This is a genomic window from Methanobacteriaceae archaeon (assembly GCA_030656015.1).
Taxonomy (GTDB): domain Archaea; phylum Methanobacteriota; class Methanobacteria; order Methanobacteriales; family Methanobacteriaceae; genus UBA349.
In genome coordinates this window covers 21,638-39,511 of the sequence record JAUSNX010000014.1, presented here as the reverse complement: position 1 = coordinate 39,511, position 17,874 = coordinate 21,638, and the positions used below count along the sequence as shown (strand labels likewise).

At 31.5% G+C, this 17,874-nt stretch carries 18 protein-coding genes; 9 read left to right on the top strand and 9 right to left on the bottom strand.

The window, feature by feature from the left end; genetic code table 11:
* Nucleotides 1-92: 92 nt before the first annotated feature.
* From Q7I96_09805 to Q7I96_09790, 4 genes are all read right to left on the bottom strand, one after another.
* On the bottom strand, nt 93-1,010 hold the full coding sequence (locus Q7I96_09805) for an MBL fold metallo-hydrolase (protein MDO9627902.1): 918 nt from the start codon (nt 1,008-1,010) through the stop codon (nt 93-95).
* 156 nt (nt 1,011-1,166) lie between these two features.
* Entirely contained in the window at nt 1,167-1,646 is a 480-nt protein-coding gene (locus tag Q7I96_09800) for an Lrp/AsnC family transcriptional regulator (protein MDO9627901.1), read from the bottom strand.
* Between the two features lie 335 nt (nt 1,647-1,981).
* Nucleotides 1,982-2,665 (bottom strand): DUF4013 domain-containing protein, encoded by a 684-nt coding sequence (locus Q7I96_09795; protein ID MDO9627900.1) that lies wholly within the window; start codon nt 2,663-2,665, stop codon nt 1,982-1,984.
* A 352-nt stretch (nt 2,666-3,017) separates the two neighbouring features.
* Nucleotides 3,018-4,181, bottom strand: a complete 1,164-nt coding sequence (locus Q7I96_09790) for a tRNA (guanine(10)-N(2))-dimethyltransferase (protein MDO9627899.1) — start codon at nt 4,179-4,181, stop codon at nt 3,018-3,020.
* 219 nt (nt 4,182-4,400) lie between these two features.
* Here Q7I96_09790 and Q7I96_09785 point away from each other — a divergent pair, with 219 nt between their 5' ends.
* Both Q7I96_09785 and Q7I96_09780 read left to right on the top strand, forming a co-directional pair.
* On the top strand, nt 4,401-5,438 hold the full coding sequence (locus tag Q7I96_09785; protein ID MDO9627898.1) for a type II CAAX endopeptidase family protein: 1,038 nt from the start codon (nt 4,401-4,403) through the stop codon (nt 5,436-5,438).
* A gap of 281 nt (nt 5,439-5,719) precedes the next feature.
* Complete coding sequence (locus Q7I96_09780) at nt 5,720-6,814, top strand: DegT/DnrJ/EryC1/StrS family aminotransferase (GenBank protein ID MDO9627897.1); 1,095 nt, start codon at nt 5,720-5,722, stop codon at nt 6,812-6,814.
* A gap of 151 nt (nt 6,815-6,965) precedes the next feature.
* Here Q7I96_09780 and Q7I96_09775 read toward each other — a convergent pair whose 3' ends face one another.
* Nucleotides 6,966-7,265 (bottom strand): MTH1187 family thiamine-binding protein, encoded by a 300-nt coding sequence (locus Q7I96_09775; protein MDO9627896.1) that lies wholly within the window; start codon nt 7,263-7,265, stop codon nt 6,966-6,968.
* A gap of 35 nt (nt 7,266-7,300) precedes the next feature.
* Here Q7I96_09775 and Q7I96_09770 point away from each other — a divergent pair, with 35 nt between their 5' ends.
* Nucleotides 7,301-8,182, top strand: coding sequence for a TIGR00269 family protein (locus Q7I96_09770; GenBank protein ID MDO9627895.1), 882 nt, complete (start codon nt 7,301-7,303; stop codon nt 8,180-8,182).
* Nucleotides 8,183-8,281: 99 nt separating this feature from the next.
* Here the strand turns inward: Q7I96_09770 and Q7I96_09765 are convergent, their stop codons facing one another.
* From Q7I96_09765 to comB, 3 genes are all read right to left on the bottom strand, one after another.
* Nucleotides 8,282-8,497, bottom strand: coding sequence for a DUF1922 domain-containing protein (locus tag Q7I96_09765; GenBank protein ID MDO9627894.1), 216 nt, complete (start codon nt 8,495-8,497; stop codon nt 8,282-8,284).
* 87 nt (nt 8,498-8,584) lie between these two features.
* Nucleotides 8,585-9,748 carry a TraB/GumN family protein gene (locus tag Q7I96_09760; GenBank protein ID MDO9627893.1) on the bottom strand — a complete coding sequence of 388 codons (1,164 nt, stop codon included), beginning with the start codon at nt 9,746-9,748 and terminating at the stop codon, nt 8,585-8,587.
* A gap of 498 nt (nt 9,749-10,246) precedes the next feature.
* Entirely contained in the window at nt 10,247-10,912 is a 666-nt protein-coding gene (gene comB, locus Q7I96_09755; GenBank protein MDO9627892.1) for a 2-phosphosulfolactate phosphatase, read from the bottom strand.
* 123 nt (nt 10,913-11,035) lie between these two features.
* Between comB and Q7I96_09750 the strand changes: the two genes are divergently transcribed.
* From Q7I96_09750 to Q7I96_09725, 6 genes are all read left to right on the top strand, one after another.
* Entirely contained in the window at nt 11,036-11,677 is a 642-nt protein-coding gene (locus Q7I96_09750) for a hypothetical protein (GenBank protein ID MDO9627891.1), read from the top strand.
* Entirely contained in the window at nt 11,662-12,573 is a 912-nt protein-coding gene (locus Q7I96_09745; GenBank protein MDO9627890.1) for a methanogenesis marker 7 protein, read from the top strand. The genes Q7I96_09750 and Q7I96_09745 overlap by 16 nt, the downstream gene beginning before the upstream one ends.
* Before the next feature lie 147 nt (nt 12,574-12,720).
* A complete protein-coding gene (locus Q7I96_09740; GenBank protein MDO9627889.1) occupies nt 12,721-13,800 on the top strand; it encodes a metallophosphoesterase in 1,080 nt (359 codons plus the stop codon).
* Between the two features lie 345 nt (nt 13,801-14,145).
* The gene (locus Q7I96_09735; GenBank protein ID MDO9627888.1) at nt 14,146-14,460 is read left to right on the top strand and encodes a hypothetical protein; all 315 of its coding nucleotides are present in this window, start codon (nt 14,146-14,148) and stop codon (nt 14,458-14,460) included.
* On the top strand, nt 14,414-14,884 hold the full coding sequence (locus Q7I96_09730; GenBank protein MDO9627887.1) for a NifB/NifX family molybdenum-iron cluster-binding protein: 471 nt from the start codon (nt 14,414-14,416) through the stop codon (nt 14,882-14,884). The genes Q7I96_09735 and Q7I96_09730 overlap by 47 nt, the downstream gene beginning before the upstream one ends.
* Nucleotides 14,885-15,061: 177 nt before the next feature.
* On the top strand, nt 15,062-16,285 hold the full coding sequence (locus Q7I96_09725; GenBank protein ID MDO9627886.1) for a cation diffusion facilitator family transporter: 1,224 nt from the start codon (nt 15,062-15,064) through the stop codon (nt 16,283-16,285).
* 56 nt (nt 16,286-16,341) lie between these two features.
* On the opposite strand, the gene mmp10 is transcribed toward Q7I96_09725, so the two are convergent.
* Nucleotides 16,342-17,592: a methyl coenzyme M reductase-arginine methyltransferase Mmp10 gene (gene mmp10 / locus Q7I96_09720; protein MDO9627885.1), complete on the bottom strand. Its 1,251-nt coding sequence runs from the start codon at nt 17,590-17,592 to the stop codon at nt 16,342-16,344.
* Nucleotides 17,593-17,874: the final 282 nt, after the last annotated feature.

The window sequence follows — 17,874 nt, the reverse complement described above, 5'->3', positions numbered from 1 at the left end:
GGTGAAATATTTATATTCCTCTTTTTAACATTAGCTGTTTTAATATTTTAAATCATTTTTAATTCATCTTTCATTTGAATAAATGTGATTCATTATTTTAAATATTTATCTAAGCTTGATTCAGTTTTTAATGGTTTATATAATGTTTTTCTCTCTGATTCAAGAAGCAATGGCTTTTTTTGAAGAATACATGATGCCGGCATCACATCTACATTTTCCATTTCATTGATATCATTTATAAACTCCAAACCCTTTTTTGTTCGTAGTAAATGATGATCAACCACTACATGGGGGATTTTTTGGCAAATTTTCTCTAAATTAGCCCGTGCTTTTGTAATATCCTCATCAGATAAGGCGTATCCTAAAAGATAGAGCGGGGGACCACTTAAAATTATTCTATCTGGATTTTCATTTAAAATATATTCTAATGCCATATCGGATATAGGCCCCTGGACATCAGAAGCATGCAAAAGTTTTTCTCCATTAAAAGTAATGGAAACTGCCACAATGTAACCTAAATGACTGTAATCGCTTCCATGGTGCAATGCAGAAGAAAATTTGATGTTAGTATCTCCTATTTGAAACTCCTGATTATCAGAATAAGTTATTTCAGTATCATCCACACTTTTAAGATTTTTAATAAGTTTTTTAGCCCTTGAGGATTGATTTTTATTTATATTGGAATCTGGATTTTTTAAAAATATTTTTTTTCCAGAATATATTCCATAAGCTATTTTTGAAGAGGATTCAAGAAATTTATTACTTTCAAATGGGGTGAAATGGTCATGATGATAATGACTAATGGTAATTATACTGGATTTTTTTGAATATTCAACAATTTTTTCCCTACTCTCTTTTAAGGCAGTTATTTCTTCTAGGGAAGGAGGAAGTTTGAATCTTTTGGGAGCAACCGATGTGCCGGGATCAATAAGTATGCCTTGGTCCGTTTGAACAAAAGTACACATGGAACGGACTCCCAAGCTTTCAAAGGCCAGTGGAATTATTTTCATATTCTTAATCCTGGAATTTTAATAAATTGACTTTATCAAGGATTTTTTAGAATTTTTAAAGAATAATAAATTTAAAATAAATAATTTAGATAATATCTAAATAAGTAAATATGAATTATATCATTAATTTAAGATTAATGATGTTAAAAAAACTATTTAAAGGATTTTTGATGATCCCATATCTTCAGTAACTACATTTAATACTGTTTGTGTGTAAGTCCTCTGTACATTTGGTTCTTTTAGTAATTCTTTAATGAACATATCTAATTCACTAGTATCTTTAAATTTTGCTATTAATATGGCATCAAATTCTCCAGTAACATCATAAACTCCAAGAACGTTTTTATTGTAAGCAGTCTGGGTTTCCCAGTTTTTTAAAAATCCGCCTTTAACTCTGACGCCTATGATAGCTGTTAATTTGTATCCTAAGCAGGAATGGTCAATCAGTGGTACAAATTTCCTGATAACTCCTGTTTTCATTAATTTATCCACTCGGTTATGTACGGTTCCCACGGATATTCCCAAATCCCGAGATATTTTACGGTAAGACATTCGACCGTCTTCATTAAGCAGATTAATTATTTCTTTGTCTATTTCGTCTATTTTAACTAGCTCAGGATCAATTTTTATTTCCATATAGTCACCGATTATTTTTCTTGAACAATGTTTAACTTAATTTAAGTTATATTTATTATTTGTCCTTTTAATGCTTAGGTGTGTGAACATTATACTGTGAAATCTACTTTTTTTGTTATTTGAACTCAATTTAGTGAATTAATTTAGAAAAATATTTAATCAAATATATTAATGTATTATAGTCTTGATTTTTATTTTAAGGCCATAAATTTTGTTAATATTAATAAATAATAGAAAAAAAGTGATTTATTTTTAAATAAATGCTTTATTGTAATTTTAAATTAAAATAAACTATTATAACTTCAAAAATAAAAAAGAAAAAAATTAGGGGTTAATTAATCGTAGGCGTATAGTAAGGCCAGTGCTCTGTAGAATACCAGTTGCATGTATGGGTATATAACTAGAATTGCTACGAAAAATCCTAATATTGGGATAATCATCACTAAGCTTGAGATAATACTGATTATCATTAATATAATCATTATTACAATATACCAAATTATGTAGTCAACCCATCCAATTTGAGAAATAATATTCATTATTTCGCTGAATCGGAAAGCAGCACCTAATTCACTGTCGTTATATGCCATATTGGCCAGAGCAATGGTTGATAGTAATCCAAGAATTATAGCTACTATTCCACCGATTAAAACAGTTCCACTAATTATTCCAATAAATGCAGTTGGGTCAGTCATGGTTCCAGTAGTAGAAGCTGCTGCCAATGCGGCAATAGATGCCCAGGATCCAATAATTATTATTAATGCTGGAATTAGGAAATAAACGAATTGAACTACAAATACTTTTAGTCCATCAACAAGCATTTCTCCCCATTCATCAAATTCTGGCAAATCCTCTGCACCAGCTATTGATGCTTTTAAGGCTCTAAAACCATAACCCATCGCAAGAAATATGGGCACAATTAAAAAACTAGTCAAGAACATAAGTCCTAATATTATCAATTTTTTCAAGTCAGAAGCAGGATATTTAATTGAATCTGATACTATTTCTCCAATATCCATTTTCATACACCTCCATAGATATTATCAATACAATTTTTGGCATTCGCCATTATTATTTTATGTAATATCCAGCATATAAATTCATTTGTTAGTGTGCAGAAAATCACTTATTTGGGATAAAATTTTATTATACATTTTTAAAGCTAATTTAATCACTTCAATAGCAACAAAACTAAATGATTCAATCAATTTGAAATTGCATGATCATTTTTTTAATTATGATTTTATCAGTATTTGGTGTATTTATAATTAAAACAATTAATTAATCCATTAAATTTAGAAAATAAGAATAAAACTAGATTATATGGTAAAAATATAAAATATAAATAAGTTCATGTTTTATTTGACAGTTTTAGTCTGGATTCAATTTTTCTATTATTTCTTCAAGTTTAGCTAAAGGAGCATCAGTTTTAACTCCAGTAGGCCTATAATGGGTTCTGGAAACTAAAAATCCTTCATTTTCAAGCATTTCCATAACATCTAAAATTGAAGGGGAGCTTATTTTCAACTTTTTACAGACCACATGCAGGTCATAGTATGTGGCTGGCATTTTAGACTCTTCTAAACATCTATTTAATAGTTTTAAAACTTGTTTTTCTTTATTAAGTTCTTTTTCTTCAGATAAACTAACCATACCTTCTAAAAAATCAGAATCCTGTATATGGCCTAACCAGAGAGGCCCACCTACCCTAGTTTTTTCACCACATTCTGGGCATTTATCTGGAATATGGGGGGCCAGACCGTTTATAGTTTTTCTAAATAAGCATTTTTTGCAATGAATAATGAACCCCATATTTTTAAGTGATTCATCTGCTTCTTTAGCTCCTTTTTGGATTTGGAAATAAATTCGCATGTAATGTTCGCTGCTGTGGGAAAATTTGATTACTACACTTTTTTTATACTTAGCAAAGGTCATGGCCACAAAACCGACCAGTATTCTTATTCCATTTTCGTGACAGTATTCTGTTTTCAGTGGAACAGCATTATATTTACGAATACATGGTTCTTTATAAGTTCCACAAAGGGCAGAAGTGTCTGTAGCGGTTATACATAATAAACTGTCTGATTTTAAAGAGTTGGCCACGGAATCAATGAAATATGATGGGGTACCAAAGGGGTCGATGTCTACCACATCAAATTCTCCTCTTCTTTCTCTTAAAGCCATATTAGCATCAGTTTGTGAAATTTCAAGGTTTTCAATTTCATTTAAACTGGCATTTTCCTCTGTGAACTTAATGGCCAAGGAGCTAATGTCATTAACTACTACTTTGGAAACTCCAGAAATTTCTTTGGAGTACCTTATTCCCCTAATTCCACTTCCACCAAATGCATCGCAGACGCTTATGTCCTTTCCTAACTCTATTTGGAATTTTTGTAAAGCTAAAACTGAAAGATCCCGATTGAGTTCCATAGCGGAATTGTAAAATACAGGGGCCTTAGCAGATACTTTATCAAATTCTGGAACTATTATCTTTACTAATCCCTCTTGAAGGTGTTTATTGTTCATTTTAATCACTGAATCGAACTTTATGAGATTTATTTATTATGATGAAAGATAATTTCTTTATATTTCTTAAATGTCCTTTAAATTAATATTAATTTTTTAGTAAATAGATTTCTTTTTGATTATTTTAAATATTCTGATAACTATTTAAAAAAACTATATTAAAAACTTATTAAATATTAGGGATATTGATTTATGCAATATATTGAAATTCATAACTGGAGGCGAAAGATGTCTGATTTTATTTCCAATATCCCATTTCTTAATAATGCTAAATCTGGTAAAAATAGTATCTGGCGATACCTAATAACTATAATTTTATGTTTAGGCGTGGCTAGTTTTGTTGCAGGGGCAATATTAGGTGTACTGATTGTCGTATGGGCAGTGTTTAATCAGGCAGCATTTAATCAGAATTTTGATACGGCTATTATTTATCAACTGCTGGCAAACCCCATATTTATAATATTTTTAGTTGGACTAAGCTTTTCTCTATCTTTCTTTTTTTTAGGCCTATCTTTAAAGGTTTTACACAAGAAAAAGTTTAATTCAGTTATTAACACAGGAAATAAAGTTCGTTGGAGTAGAATGGGAAAAGGTGCTATTTATTGGTTTGCTATCCTTCTGGTATTGGATTTAATATCATATCTAATTGATCCGGGGAGCTTTAAAATATTTTTTAATCTTCAAAATAATTTTTGGATTCTTGCATTGCTGGCTCTAATTGCTTTTCCCATCCAGGCCTCCTTTGAAGAAGTATTTTTTAGAGGATATTTAATGCAAGGTGTCAGCTTAATTGGGGATTGGTCGCCTACAAATCGTTTATTATTATATTTAATGAGAAAAATTAGTTTAATAAGACATTTAGTTTTGGGAATTAGCTTAAACTTATTTGAAAAATTTAAAAAGCCATGGGTAGTTCTTTTAGTAACTTCCCTAATTTTCTCTCTATTGCACTGGTGGAATGGTAGCACAATAATCCTTAGTCTTTCTATTGTTTCGGGGACGTTTATTATAGGATTGATGCTGGGAATCATTGCTATGGCCGATGATGGTATTGAAATGGCCATTGGGGTGCATATAATAAACAATATTTATGTCAGTGTAATTCACAGCTCTCCTGATGGTGGACTGGGAAATTTACCTTCATTAATTGTCAGTCCCTCTGATCCATATACTGCTCCATTGTTTCTGATTTTGGCAGCAGTGGTTTTAATATATTTATTATTTAGAAATCGAAAAGAGGATGTTTTAAGAATTTTTAAAGGATAATAACTTCTAATTTTTAGATAATTTTGAAATTCTTTGTTTTTTCTTTATTTTTTAATAAGCTAATTTAAATTTATTATTTTTAAAAATTAAGATATAATATGTAATATTAAAAAATAAGTAAATATTTAATTATTAAAAGAAATGAATTAAACATATCCATGGATGATTGAGTTAATCTCAACGAAATATTACATGAATAGCTAGGATTAAGTTATATTCAATTGATTATCATTAAACAGATTTAATTAAATTTCATTCAAATTTTAAAACTAGGTGTAGTTATGATACCCATTGCCAACCCCATTATAGAAGACGAAGAGATCCAAGAAGTAGTAGAAGTCTTAAAATCAGGTTTTATTGCACAGGGACCGAAAGTAGCAGAATTCGAAGAAAAATTTGCTAATTATGTTGGAACTGAATATGCAGTCGCGGTCAGCTCTGGAACAACTGCTCTGCACCTGGCCCTTTTAGCTGCTGGTGTGGGAGAAGGAGACGAAGTAATTACCACACCATTTAGTTTCGCCGCCACGGGTAATTCAATTCTCTACACAGGAGCAAAACCGGTTTTTGTTGATATAAATCCGCAAACATACAATATAGATCCCCAGAAAATTGAAAAAGCCATAAATTCTAAAACTAAAGCAATATTGCCTGTACACTTATACGGGCAACCAGCAGATATGGGCCCTATATCTCAAATTGCATCAGAAAACAGTTTGGTAGTCATTGAAGATGCTGCTCAGGCCCATGGTGCTATTTATCATGGTGAAATGGTCGGTGACTTGGGTGATATGGCCTGTTTCAGCTTTTATCCCACAAAAAATATGACCACCAGTGAAGGAGGCATTGTCACCACAAACAATAAGGAAATTGCTGATAAAATACGTATTTTAAGGGCCCATGGGGAAAAAGAAAGATATCAACATTCTGTTTTAGGCTACAACTTCCGAATGACTGATATTTCAGCAGCAATTGGTCTGGCACAATTGAAAAAACTAGATAAATTTAATCAAAAGAGAATTGAAAATGCAGCTTACTTAAGCGAGCATATAAATAAAATCGAGGGTATTAAAGCTCCTTATATCATGAATGATGTTAAGCACGTGTTCCACCAGTACACTATCCGTGTTGAAAAAGGTTCTCGTGACGATTGGATAAAATTTATAAATGAGAATGGTGTGGGGACGGGAATCCATTATCCGATTCCTATTTACAAGCAGGAACTTTATCAAAACCTTGGATTTAGCGATGAATGTCCTGAGGCCGAAAAAGCAGCTTTGGAAGTACTTTCTATACCAGTACATCCTAGTTTAAAAGTTGAAGATCTGGAAAAAATAGTTCAAGTATTAGAAGATGCTAGTATAAACTTCGACTAGCTTATTCTTTTTATTGAGCTTAATTCAATTCTTATTTAATCTTATTAACCTTATTTAGTTTTATTTTCTCTACTTGAGCTTAATTAATATCATTTAATCTTATTTATCCTTTTAATAGCTTTTTTAAAATTAATAATTAATTAATAAGTTTTCAAAGCTTTTTTTCAACAGATAAGACTTTATCTGCCAGGCCTCTATTTTTATCTCGCCTATCATCTATTTTTATACTGGTGGAAACTCTATCAGCACCTTTTGCAAAAACAGCTTCATGGGCCACTTCAATTGCTTTAAAAAGCTCTTGAGGATTATTGGATTCTATTTGGGTACCCATACCAGATAACTGGTATTTGATTCCTATTTTATCCAGTGCATCTACTGCGGCAGCAACATAACTGCTTAAACTAGTACTTTCAGTTCCAATAGGGATGATGGTTATTTCTGCAGTAATCATGAAATTTTATATGTTTGGCCATAAATATAATTTTTATGAAATACCTTCAAAAAGATGAATTCAATGCAAACATCAAAAAAAGGATAATGGACCTAATAAACGAATGGGATCTTATTCAAGAAGGTGAACTAATTGCTTTGGCCCTTTCTGGAGGAAAAGATAGTGTTTTGACTTTACACATGCTCCATGAGTTACAAGTGAAGCTTGACTTTGAAATGGTGGCCATTGCTGTTGATGAGGGCATTGAGGGTTACCGTAGTCATGGTATGGAAGCTGCACAAAAGAATGCGGATCTACTGGGTGTTAAACTATTAACTAAATCTTTTAAAGAAGAAGCGGGTTTTACATTAGATGAGGTTTATTCATTTTTTAAAAGTGCTTGTATGCCCTGTGGCGTTTTTAGAAGAAATATTCTAAATAAAACTGCTTATGAAATAGGTGCATCAAAAATAGCCACAGGCCATAATCTGGATGATGAAATACAATCATTTTTAATGAGTTTTGCCCGAGCAGATCTGGTGAAGTTTTCTAAATTCGGACCTAAACTGGATGTTATTCACCCTAAGCTTATTCCAAGAATTAAACCTTTATGGAATATTCCAGAAAAAGAAGTAGGTATCTGGGCCGTTTTAAATGATATTGAAGTTCATTTTGATGAATGTCCTTATTCTAATCTTTCTCTACGAGCTAAAACAAAGGATTTTTTAAACCGTGCTGAGTCCAGGGAACCGGGAACCAAAAAAGCAATATTGGATTCTTTTACCAAGACTTTTATCCAAAAAAGTTCTGCTAAGAATGATATTTCAAAAAAGAGTCTGGCCAATTTAAGTGGATGTCAGAGTTGCGGTGAACCTTCTTCCGGGGTTATTTGCAAGGCCTGTGAGATGAAAGAAATAATTAAAAATAATATTGCTTGATTATACAATTTTCAGTTGGATTCTATTTAATTTCGGAATATTAATAAATAAAATTAAATTGAAATAAGAATAGAAATCCAATGAAATAAATTTAGGGGCTTATTTTACCTTATCTGCAGTGGTAAAAAAGGTTCCACCATACTTTTCTTCTTGAAGATCTCTAACTTCATCAGAAGCGGTCTGGTAATCTTCTACTTTTTTTACAATACGTCGTGTTTTGACCTTAATGGTTTTACCACAGATACATTTTCTGGTGGCCACACCTTCTTTGGCGTACATACCACGCCCACAGTCGCAACGGAAAATTAAATACATTTAAATCGCCATGAATATATTTATATTTTTTATTAATATTACTTTGATTTTAATCAATAATATCTTATTTTATTCATTAATTATGTTTTATGACAAGCCCAGCAATTTCCCGAATATAGGTAATATAACTTGGGGAATGGTTATAAAACCACCAATCATACAACCTAAATTTGTCCCTACTACTACTAAAAGTACTCTAACTAAGGCATTGGCCCAATAATCTTTAAGACTTTCTGCTTTAGAAAGATTGTGGAGATCATCTGATCCAACATGTCTTAACTTTGCTTCTACTAATCCAGAAAACCATCCTGCAGCTAAAAGAGGGTGAAGTATGGTTAGAGGCGCTGCTATAAATGCAACAATTGCCGATTGTATTTTTGACCCGGATAATAGGGATCCTATTGCTGCAAATCCGCCTACTATTAAAACAAATTCTAAAAGCCCGGTTTTTATATCAATCCCGTTAATAAAAGCCAGAAAAAATATCACCACGAAAATTACAGGAATAGAGAACAATATGATTTTTCCCACTGGTATTCTGGACTTTTCAAGCCTTAAAAGATCACTTATAGGGGGTAAATTTTCAGGATTATCTAGATATCTATTCATACCTGGTTGGTGTCCCGCACCTACCACTGCAATTACATGGTCTTCTTCAATATTCTGAATTCTATGGGCCATGAAGGCATCTCTTTCATCTACCAAGACTTTATACGCTGAAGGAGACATTTCCTTGAAGTATATCATTACTTCATTTAGAGTATCTGCTTCTTTTAGACTTTCAATATCACCTAGTTCTTCATCTTTCTGAAAAAGAGAAGCTAAGAGTCCAAATACGAATTTGGCCTTTTCCATGAAACTCATGGCACTCATGGCCCTTTTGAGAGTTAAATTTATATCTCGATCAATAAGTGCTATTTTAGCTTCAACTTCTTCTGCAGCTTCAATGGCGGCCAGCATCTCCGCTCCAGGTTTAACGCCTAAATCACTACCAATCTTTTTCTGCATATACGTCAAAAGACCGCTGATAAGGAATAATCCAATATTATCTCCTTTGATGATATCAGATACGGAAATGTCAGTTTTCTCTTCTATACCTGACTTTTCCCGCATTAGTCTTTGATATCGCCCTGCGTCGAGTTCTATTGCTACGACTTGAGGTTTATCTTCCAGTATAGCATTTTTAACTTCTTCCACACTTTTTTCAGAAACGTGGGCGGTTCCAATTATTTTTAAGCATTCGCGTATCATTAAATTTCACTTGTAATATTTAGTTTAAATTAATTATTTTGATTTTCAAGAATTAAATTAAATTGTATAAATAAAAATCAAAATATTTTTATCAATTTTAATAAATTTAATATGCCGGTTAATATACTTAAGCCAGCCAGTATACTAATCTGCTTTATATATTGTATAAGATAACTTTTAATTTAATAATAAAAATAATTATTTTAGTATTATTCATATTATTTCTAACTAAACTTCTTTTTCAAATACTGGTTATAATTTAAATATTCTTTGGGTTTAATTGATTATTATTATATTCATTTAAAAATAAAAACATTTCAAAAAAAATATTCTTAAAATTGTTATAGTATATTATATATATTAACTTATTTTTTATTATAACATATATTAGTTATATTAAATATATAATAATAACTTAATATAAAATATATATTAAACATATTTTAATATATTTAGTATAACTCCCTAAAAAGAATTTAAAAATAAATCAGTAATTAATCAGTATTTTTCAAGTGAATGTTCACGGAATATGGCCACATTATCTGAAATATTTCGTTGCAAGCAAAACGCAACATCTTTTTTAAATCCTATTTCAATCAATCTCCGTGCCGAACGTGATCTCAAAATATTATATTCCACTAAATCCTTGTCTTGAACCGCCATAACTGCGGCCTGAGCATACTCATCTAAATTTTCATTTTGAAGATTTGAAATTATTTCTCCAGCCCCTAAAAAATCTTCAATGGCAAAACGACCTTCTACACCAGCCATAACAACTTCTATTTCCTCATTGACCAATTCTTTGGCTGCGGCGGCAACAGCTTGGGCATTAGTAAAACACCCTACCAAAATTTTGGATTTCATTCCTTCCATTATGCGCGTTCCATTGCTAGTAGTAAGTACTAGAGTTTCCCCCTTAAGTTTTTGAATTTCAATAGGTGAATTTCCAGCATCAAATCCCTCTAATGTCGCACCTCTACGTTCACCTGCAATTACGGCCTCCTTTTCAGAAGCGATTTTAATAGCTTCTTTGTGATCAACAACCGGAATAACTTTTTTAAAATGATTTAAAGCCATTGTAATTGTAGTACTTGCTCTTAAAACATCTACCATTATGGATAAATCATTGGAATTAGATTTTTCTAAGCTTAAACTAACTTTCATATTTTCACGACTTTCATATTTGATATATCTTAAAGATGCTTTAAATATTATGAATCTAACAATATATTAGCTAAAAAAACTATAATTTTTCTATAAGATTTGATTATATATTTGGGTGAACTCATGAAGATTGTTACCACTCCCATGTGTGAAGAAATTTTAATAATGGCTGGAATTAATGAGTACATGATTAATAAAGAACCTGACAAAGAGCAGGCTGACTTTGCAGTTGTTCTATCAGAAACGGAAACTTTTATGGACTCATTAAAGGTAAAATTAAATACATTTTCTCAGATACATGAAAGTGTTTTAAAAACGGTAGAAATATTGAATCCCCCCGTATCTAATCAAAATTTAAGTTCAGATTTGTCTAAAAGCATATCTAAAATTTCTCCATGGGCAGATTCTCAACAGAAAAAAATACTTAGTGAAAATAATAGAAAAATTAAAGTCAAAGTTTATTCACAATTTCTTAAAGATATTATAGAAGACATGGGTTTCGACGTAGTTGCTGAAAACCCGGATTTTGTAGTTTTTCCAGATTATTTGGAAAATCAAATTAAAAAGGATGAAGAAATTTCGCATAGTAATGCCCAGCAGGGCCTTTCAAAAAATGCAGAAAATTTCTTTAAAAGCGATAATACTGACATTGATTTTGTAAAATATATTAAAGTTCCTTCACATGGGGATGTTCCCATAAATCCTCTAGAAAGGGCCACTATGAGATATAACTTATTGGAGGGAGAATTATGTATGAAACCCTAACTTACACTGGTGGAGTCCATAAAAATGAAGAAATAAAAGAGCTTATTGAAGATATGGGAGGTTTTGTACTCCAGGAAAATACTCTTCAAATGGACATAATTCTTACTTTAGCAGTACCTCTAGAAGACGTGGAAAAAGTCAAAGAAAAGGCCAAAGAGCTCATGGGAACAATTAAAATAGCGCCCATGGCCGGTACCGAAATTGCAATAGTATCTCCCACCCTGGCCCGCCATCACCTCCCTCATTCGGCTTGTGATATATCTGAATATTTAAGGCGTTTCGGGGCAAAGGATAACATGATTGGCCTGGCTCGAGGGGCAGGAAAAGGAATCTCTAGGATATCTGAGGATGAAAAAAGACTCATTGAAGAACATGACTTAGCGGTATTTGCATTAGGCAGCTTTGAACAATGTATAAAAGATAAAACACATCTTTTTGATGATATAAATATTCCAGTTGTAGTTACTGGTGCTCCTGAAATGGATGTTACAGATCTTCCTGGCGCGGATGCTTATATAAGTGATCTGGGTCGAATACCTCGTAGATTAAAGCGTGGTGAAGATATAAGGGCTCTCCGAAAACTGGTGGAAGTAGTGGAAGATATTCTTGATTCTAAAAGGCGCGACATGGCTCAAGATCCTCCTTTAGTTCCATCAATACTACTAAAAACTGAAATTGAAAATCAGGTTCCAGCTATTGCTGATGTATATTCGCCTACTCCTGTTACCAGTCAACTGGATGGGGTGAGAGTAAAATTAAATTATGAACAATATCATGAACAAATACGTCAAGTTAAGATAAATAAATACTATTTAGATGATATTTCGGAGATAAGTCGTTCAAAAATGTATGATTATATCTTAGTGAAACTTTTAAGTGAAAGCTCAATTGTTTAAAAAAATATTGGATTAAATGTATTAAAATCACCAAAATCAAATAAATTAATAATAATTAGTTAATTAATACTAATTGGCACTGAGTTGTAATCATCTGGTGCATATAAACATATAACTCATATAAATTAATTTATGGGATTAATAATCATGGAAAAGTCAAGAATTTTACAGCTTACGGCATTTGCAGCATTCCTTTCTTTAGGATACTTGGCATTGAACTATTTTGTATTTATTAGCTTGTCCACGTTTTTCCAGGGCATAAATCTAAACTACATTTACCTTTTCATAGGATTAGCAACTATTTCTTTCCCAGTGTCTATGATAGTTGAACAAAAATCATCAAATTTTTTATCTCAAGCAATTTATCTTTTTTCTACAACCTGGATGGGTATCACTCTATATTTTGTGTGGATGATTATCGCGATTTTTCTAATCAGATTAATTATTCCTATTCCATTGGAAGTCGCGGGAACCATTATAATTGGTTTAGTTTCCATAATCACTATTTATTCATTAATAAATTCTTACAATGCACACGAGAAGCACATAAAAATACCTATTAATAAATTAAATTCCTCTATTAAACTTGTTCAGCTTTCAGATGTCCACATAGGTTCAGTTAGAAATTCAGGATTTTTAAAAAGAGTTGTAAGTAAAATAAAAGATATTAATCCTTATGCCGTTTTAATAACGGGGGATCTGGCTGATGGAAGTTCAGCTATTTATGAAAATACTTTTTACCCATTAAAAGAACTTAAAATGCCAATATTTTTTACTCCTGGAAATCATGATTCTTATCCAGGTATAGAAAATGTATTCAAGGCTTTAAAATTTGCAAATGTGCATATACTGGAAAATGATATGATTGAATTTAAAGGGATTCAGATAATCGGAGCAGCATATTCTATGAGAAGAGATAATCTCAAAAACGTTCTAAATCAAATAAACCTTGATCCGGACCAACCAACTATATTGATGTACCATTTACCTTCTGAATGGGAAGCTGCACGAGAAAATGGAGTAGATCTACAGCTATCTGGTCATACTCATTATGGACAGTTTTACCCATTTAATTTAATTGTAAAATTAGTTTTCCCTTATTTGGGCGGACTATACAAAAAAGGAAAGGATCATCTATATGTTTCAGCGGGTACTGGAACCTGGGGCCCACCTATGAGATTGGGATCTCGTAATGAGATTACTATAATTAATTTGATTCCTAAATAATTTTTAAATTGAATTAAAAATTTTCTTATTTTTGAATAAATAAAGTAATTAATTTTTTTCTAATATTTTTTTTAAATGCACTGAATTTTTAGGTGAACCAAAACTTTTTTATATAGTTATGAATATATATTCATAACAGTCAGGCCTAAGAATTTTTCATTTTGAAAGGATTGGATAATATTTTCAATCATTTCCTGTAAACTAATTTCTTAATTTAATTACTTTAAAACTTGAATTATTTAAAATCAAAAGTTACAGAAAATGGGAGGATTTTTTAAATCAGTTTTCAATACTTAAATAAATTTTAAGGCCTTTTTGAGATATACTAAAAAAGGAGGAGATTACATGATAGACCCAAAAAAATACAAATGTTCTGATTGTGGATTTGAATGGTCCAGTCCTCAAAAAGAATATCAAAACTGTCCGGATTGTGGTTCAGAAAACATAAATCTTATTTCTGATGAAAAGAAATTGGGAAAAGATATTATTCCGAACAGTGGTTCAAATAGAAAAGGTTACGGTGGCAGAGGCAGAGGTTCTGGTGCTCCACGAGTTTGTAAATGCACTCAATGCGGCCATGAGGTTCCTAAAATTCCGGGAGTTCCTTGTAGAAATGAAAAATGCCCTGAATGTGGCGGAATGTTATGTGGTTCTGAATAAAATATTTAAATTTAATTTTTTCAAAAGATATCAAGATTATAAAAAGGTGATTTTTACGCAAATTTGTATACCAACAATAGAAAAAGAGGGTTTAAATTCAAATATATCACTACATTTTGGTAAAACTCCCTATTTTGCCTTTTTAAAAGAAAAAAATGGTGAAATAGAAGATATAAGATTCATTGAAAGCAAGGGAAAACATACTGGTGGTTCTATTACACCAGCTGAGATAATATTGAATTCTGATACGGATATCTTAATTTGCGGGAATTTAGGTTCGAAAGCAGTCAATATGCTTCAAAAAAATAATGTTAAAGTTTTTTCAGGAGCAAATGGTTGTGTTAATGATATATTTGAACAATGGAAATCTGGAAATTTAGATATAGCTGATAAAAATTCATGTTCCTCAAAAATGGTGCATTAGGATTTTTCTACTAAATAGAATTTACGATTAGAATTAAAAAAATGAGGGATTGTGTCATGAAAGTATTTTTAGTTTCTAAAATGTAGTTTAGAATCTCTCATCAAGTTCAATTTTTGGAAGAAGTTTGTATTTTTAATTTTCAAGAAGGGATATTGAAATAAGCACTTTCGGTGAAATATGAATAATAAATCTTTAAAATCACTAAAAAAAGGAGAAAAAGCTGCAAAATATTCTGCTTATACTAATCTTTTCTTAGCTTTAATTAAAGGAATTGTGGGGTTTTTATCGGGAAGTGTGGCTTTAATAGCTGATTCTATCCATTCATTCTCTGATATTTTTTCATCTCTGGCAGTTTATGTGGGCTTAAAAATTTCCCAGAAAAAACCCGATCAAAAATTTCCTTATGGCTATTATAAAGTAGAAACACTGGTTTCTCTTATAATATCTCTAATGATAATTATCACGGGATTTGAAATTGCTTTTGAATCCTTTAATGAATTTTTAAACCCTTCAATCATTCAGTTTCCTATCATAAGTCTTTTAACTGCTCTTTTGTCAGTACTCGTTTCGTATTATTTGGCAAAATATAAAAAGAATATTGGTAATGAAATTGGTTCTCAGGCACTTATCAATGATGGAAAACATAGTTTAATAGATGTATTCTCATCTTTAATAGTTTTTATGGGGATATTTGCATCTTATATGGGATATGTCAGTATACAGGGTATTTCCGGAATGTTAGTGTCAATTCTAATTATTTATATTGGGGCAAAGTTAGGAAAAAATGACATTCTGGTTTTACTGGATGCTGGGATTGATCCTGAAAAAGTAGAATTAATCAAAAAGATTTCCTTGGGTGTGGAAGGTGTAGCTGGTATTCATGATATCAAAGTAAGAAGATCTGGCCCTTATATTTTTGCAGAACTTCATTTAGAATTAGAAAGGGGAGTATCAGTTAAAAAAGCCAGTGATATATCTATGGAATTAGAAAAGAATGTAAAAAATGAAATTTATGAACTGGATAGTTTAATGGTACAGATAGAACCCCTTCAAAAGAATTATCAAATAATTGCAGTGCCTTTAGAAGATGATGAAGGACTTTCATCGGATGTAACTACTCATTTTGGCAAAGCAAATTATTTCATGATAGCCAAAGTTAAAAATGGTTCTATTGAAATGTTTACTATTAAAAAAAATCCTGCAGCAACTGCTGAAACTAAAAAAGGAATTAAAGCTGCTGAATTATTGAAAGAAGAGAATGTGGATATTTTAGTAGTTGATCATCTCTCTGAAGGACCTAAATATGTTTTAAACGAGTATTTGGTAGGAATATCCAAAACAAATGGAAACAATCTAGAAGAAATTATTATTTATGCTTCAAAATCTTTTGAAAATAATTAAATCATAAGCTTAACAATTAAAAGATTTAATGAATATTAAGTCTTAACTATTTTTCTTTATGGAATCTTTATACCAAAGAAGTTTATAGCACCAATTAAATCTCTAAACGCTTCTAATTCTTTTTCAATAACATTTTCTCTAGTAAGAGTACTGCTCATTTCTCCATCGACAGTAAGTTTGTCTGGGCCACGGGCCACTAAACGATCTACTCCGTCTTGACTGAGGACTTTTTGGGCCTCTGCGTCATGAACAAATGCTCTTCCAGGGATAATGACAGTTTCTTTAAGTTCCTTTAAGTCAACTGTTTTTAAATCTTCTATGGTAATCAGACAACCGATATCTTTCTCCACGGCATAGACATTTACCTTATCTCCGGCCTCAAGATTATCAATGATTCTTTGGATGTAAGGTGCGGCCACAGAGCTGGTTAAAATAGTCGCTTCTCCAGTTATTTCTGGAATAAACTGTAAAAATACCTTATTTTTGTCTAGAGAAATTGCAAATGGGGCCTCTGTTTCTGGATCACATACTGGTGTTCCTGTAACTCTTAAATTAAATTCATTATTAATTTCACGAACTAATTCCTCGAATTCCTGGATATTATGTGGTTCAATATCTTTGATGAGGGGTTCATTACCTAATATCAATCCTTGATGAGTATAATTGGCAAATCTCATTAAAATCAGTGCTTCTGCACCCCAATCTTCTAACTTAACACAAGTTTCCCTTAAAACTTCGCCATCATTCACACCAGGAATAATAACTGAGGCAGCATGAACCTCACAACTTTCAGAAAATCTTTTTACCGCTTCGAGAGATACTTCGGGGTTAGGATCCGACATCCACTTCTTTCTAAGACCGGCATCAGCGGCAAATAAAGTGAAAGTAACTTCCTCTACCCCATGATTTATGAGATTAGAAGCCATTTGAACATCATCAATTCCTTTTCCACTGGTATAGCCTAGGTGCATGGGAATTCCAAACTGATGAAAGGTAGCAGTTAGCTCTTCCAATTGAGGATAACAACTGACGTCTCCCCCGCCGCTGATATTAATTTTAAGATCACTATCTCTAAATTCACCCATCATCAAGGTGTTCTGTACAGTGCTGGCCACTAAGAATGGTGGTATAAACTCATTTTTAGTTTCTGCCACTCCCTCATCGCAGGTTTCACAACCTACTTTTGCTGGTGAGCAGTTTCTACATCCTAAGGGGTGAGATTCCTTTACTTTTCGGAAATAACAGTATTTACAGAAGCCTCTACAGTCTTTTCCAGGAATACCCCCTACATCTGCTATTACTTGCATGCTATCATTTTGGTTTTTATTAAAATAAATAACTTTGTATTTAAAATTTAATTTATTATTACAATTATTATATTATAATATGGCCCAATGGTGCTATATTATTATAATTTATTTGCTATTAATTATTTAAATTTAATAAAAATCTAATATTCTGCTTTAAAATTAAAACAAAGAGATTATAAATGAATTTTTTTAGGTATTGCTTAGAATTCAATAAAAATTTATTAATAAAATATATGATTCTAAGGCTAGGAATAGTGTATAATCTATTAAAAATAGTTT

Bases quoted from the DNA above. Each gene is read 5' to 3' on its own strand.
- Q7I96_09805 (MDO9627902.1), bottom strand. From the start codon at position 1,010: ATGAAAATAATTCCACTGGCCTTTGAAAGCTTGGGAGTCCGTTCCATG.
- Q7I96_09800 (MDO9627901.1), bottom strand. From the start codon at position 1,646: ATGGAAATAAAAATTGATCCTGAGCTAGTTAAAATAGACGAAATAGAC.
- Q7I96_09795 (MDO9627900.1), bottom strand. From the start codon at position 2,665: ATGGATATTGGAGAAATAGTATCAGATTCAATTAAATATCCTGCTTCT.
- Q7I96_09785 (MDO9627898.1), top strand. From the start codon at position 4,401: ATGTCTGATTTTATTTCCAATATCCCATTTCTTAATAATGCTAAATCT.
- Q7I96_09780 (MDO9627897.1), top strand. From the start codon at position 5,720: ATGATACCCATTGCCAACCCCATTATAGAAGACGAAGAGATCCAAGAA.
- Q7I96_09775 (MDO9627896.1), bottom strand. From the start codon at position 7,265: ATGATTACTGCAGAAATAACCATCATCCCTATTGGAACTGAAAGTACT.
- Q7I96_09770 (MDO9627895.1), top strand. From the start codon at position 7,301: ATGAAATACCTTCAAAAAGATGAATTCAATGCAAACATCAAAAAAAGG.
- Q7I96_09765 (MDO9627894.1), bottom strand. From the start codon at position 8,497: ATGTATTTAATTTTCCGTTGCGACTGTGGGCGTGGTATGTACGCCAAA.
- Q7I96_09760 (MDO9627893.1), bottom strand. From the start codon at position 9,748: ATGATACGCGAATGCTTAAAAATAATTGGAACCGCCCACGTTTCTGAA.
- comB (MDO9627892.1), bottom strand. From the start codon at position 10,912: ATGAAAGTTAGTTTAAGCTTAGAAAAATCTAATTCCAATGATTTATCC.
- Q7I96_09750 (MDO9627891.1), top strand. From the start codon at position 11,036: ATGAAGATTGTTACCACTCCCATGTGTGAAGAAATTTTAATAATGGCT.
- Q7I96_09745 (MDO9627890.1), top strand. From the start codon at position 11,662: ATGTATGAAACCCTAACTTACACTGGTGGAGTCCATAAAAATGAAGAA.
- Q7I96_09740 (MDO9627889.1), top strand. From the start codon at position 12,721: ATGGAAAAGTCAAGAATTTTACAGCTTACGGCATTTGCAGCATTCCTT.
- Q7I96_09735 (MDO9627888.1), top strand. From the start codon at position 14,146: ATGATAGACCCAAAAAAATACAAATGTTCTGATTGTGGATTTGAATGG.
- Q7I96_09730 (MDO9627887.1), top strand. From the start codon at position 14,414: ATGAAAAATGCCCTGAATGTGGCGGAATGTTATGTGGTTCTGAATAAA.
- Q7I96_09725 (MDO9627886.1), top strand. From the start codon at position 15,062: ATGAATAATAAATCTTTAAAATCACTAAAAAAAGGAGAAAAAGCTGCA.
- mmp10 (MDO9627885.1), bottom strand. From the start codon at position 17,592: ATGCAAGTAATAGCAGATGTAGGGGGTATTCCTGGAAAAGACTGTAGA.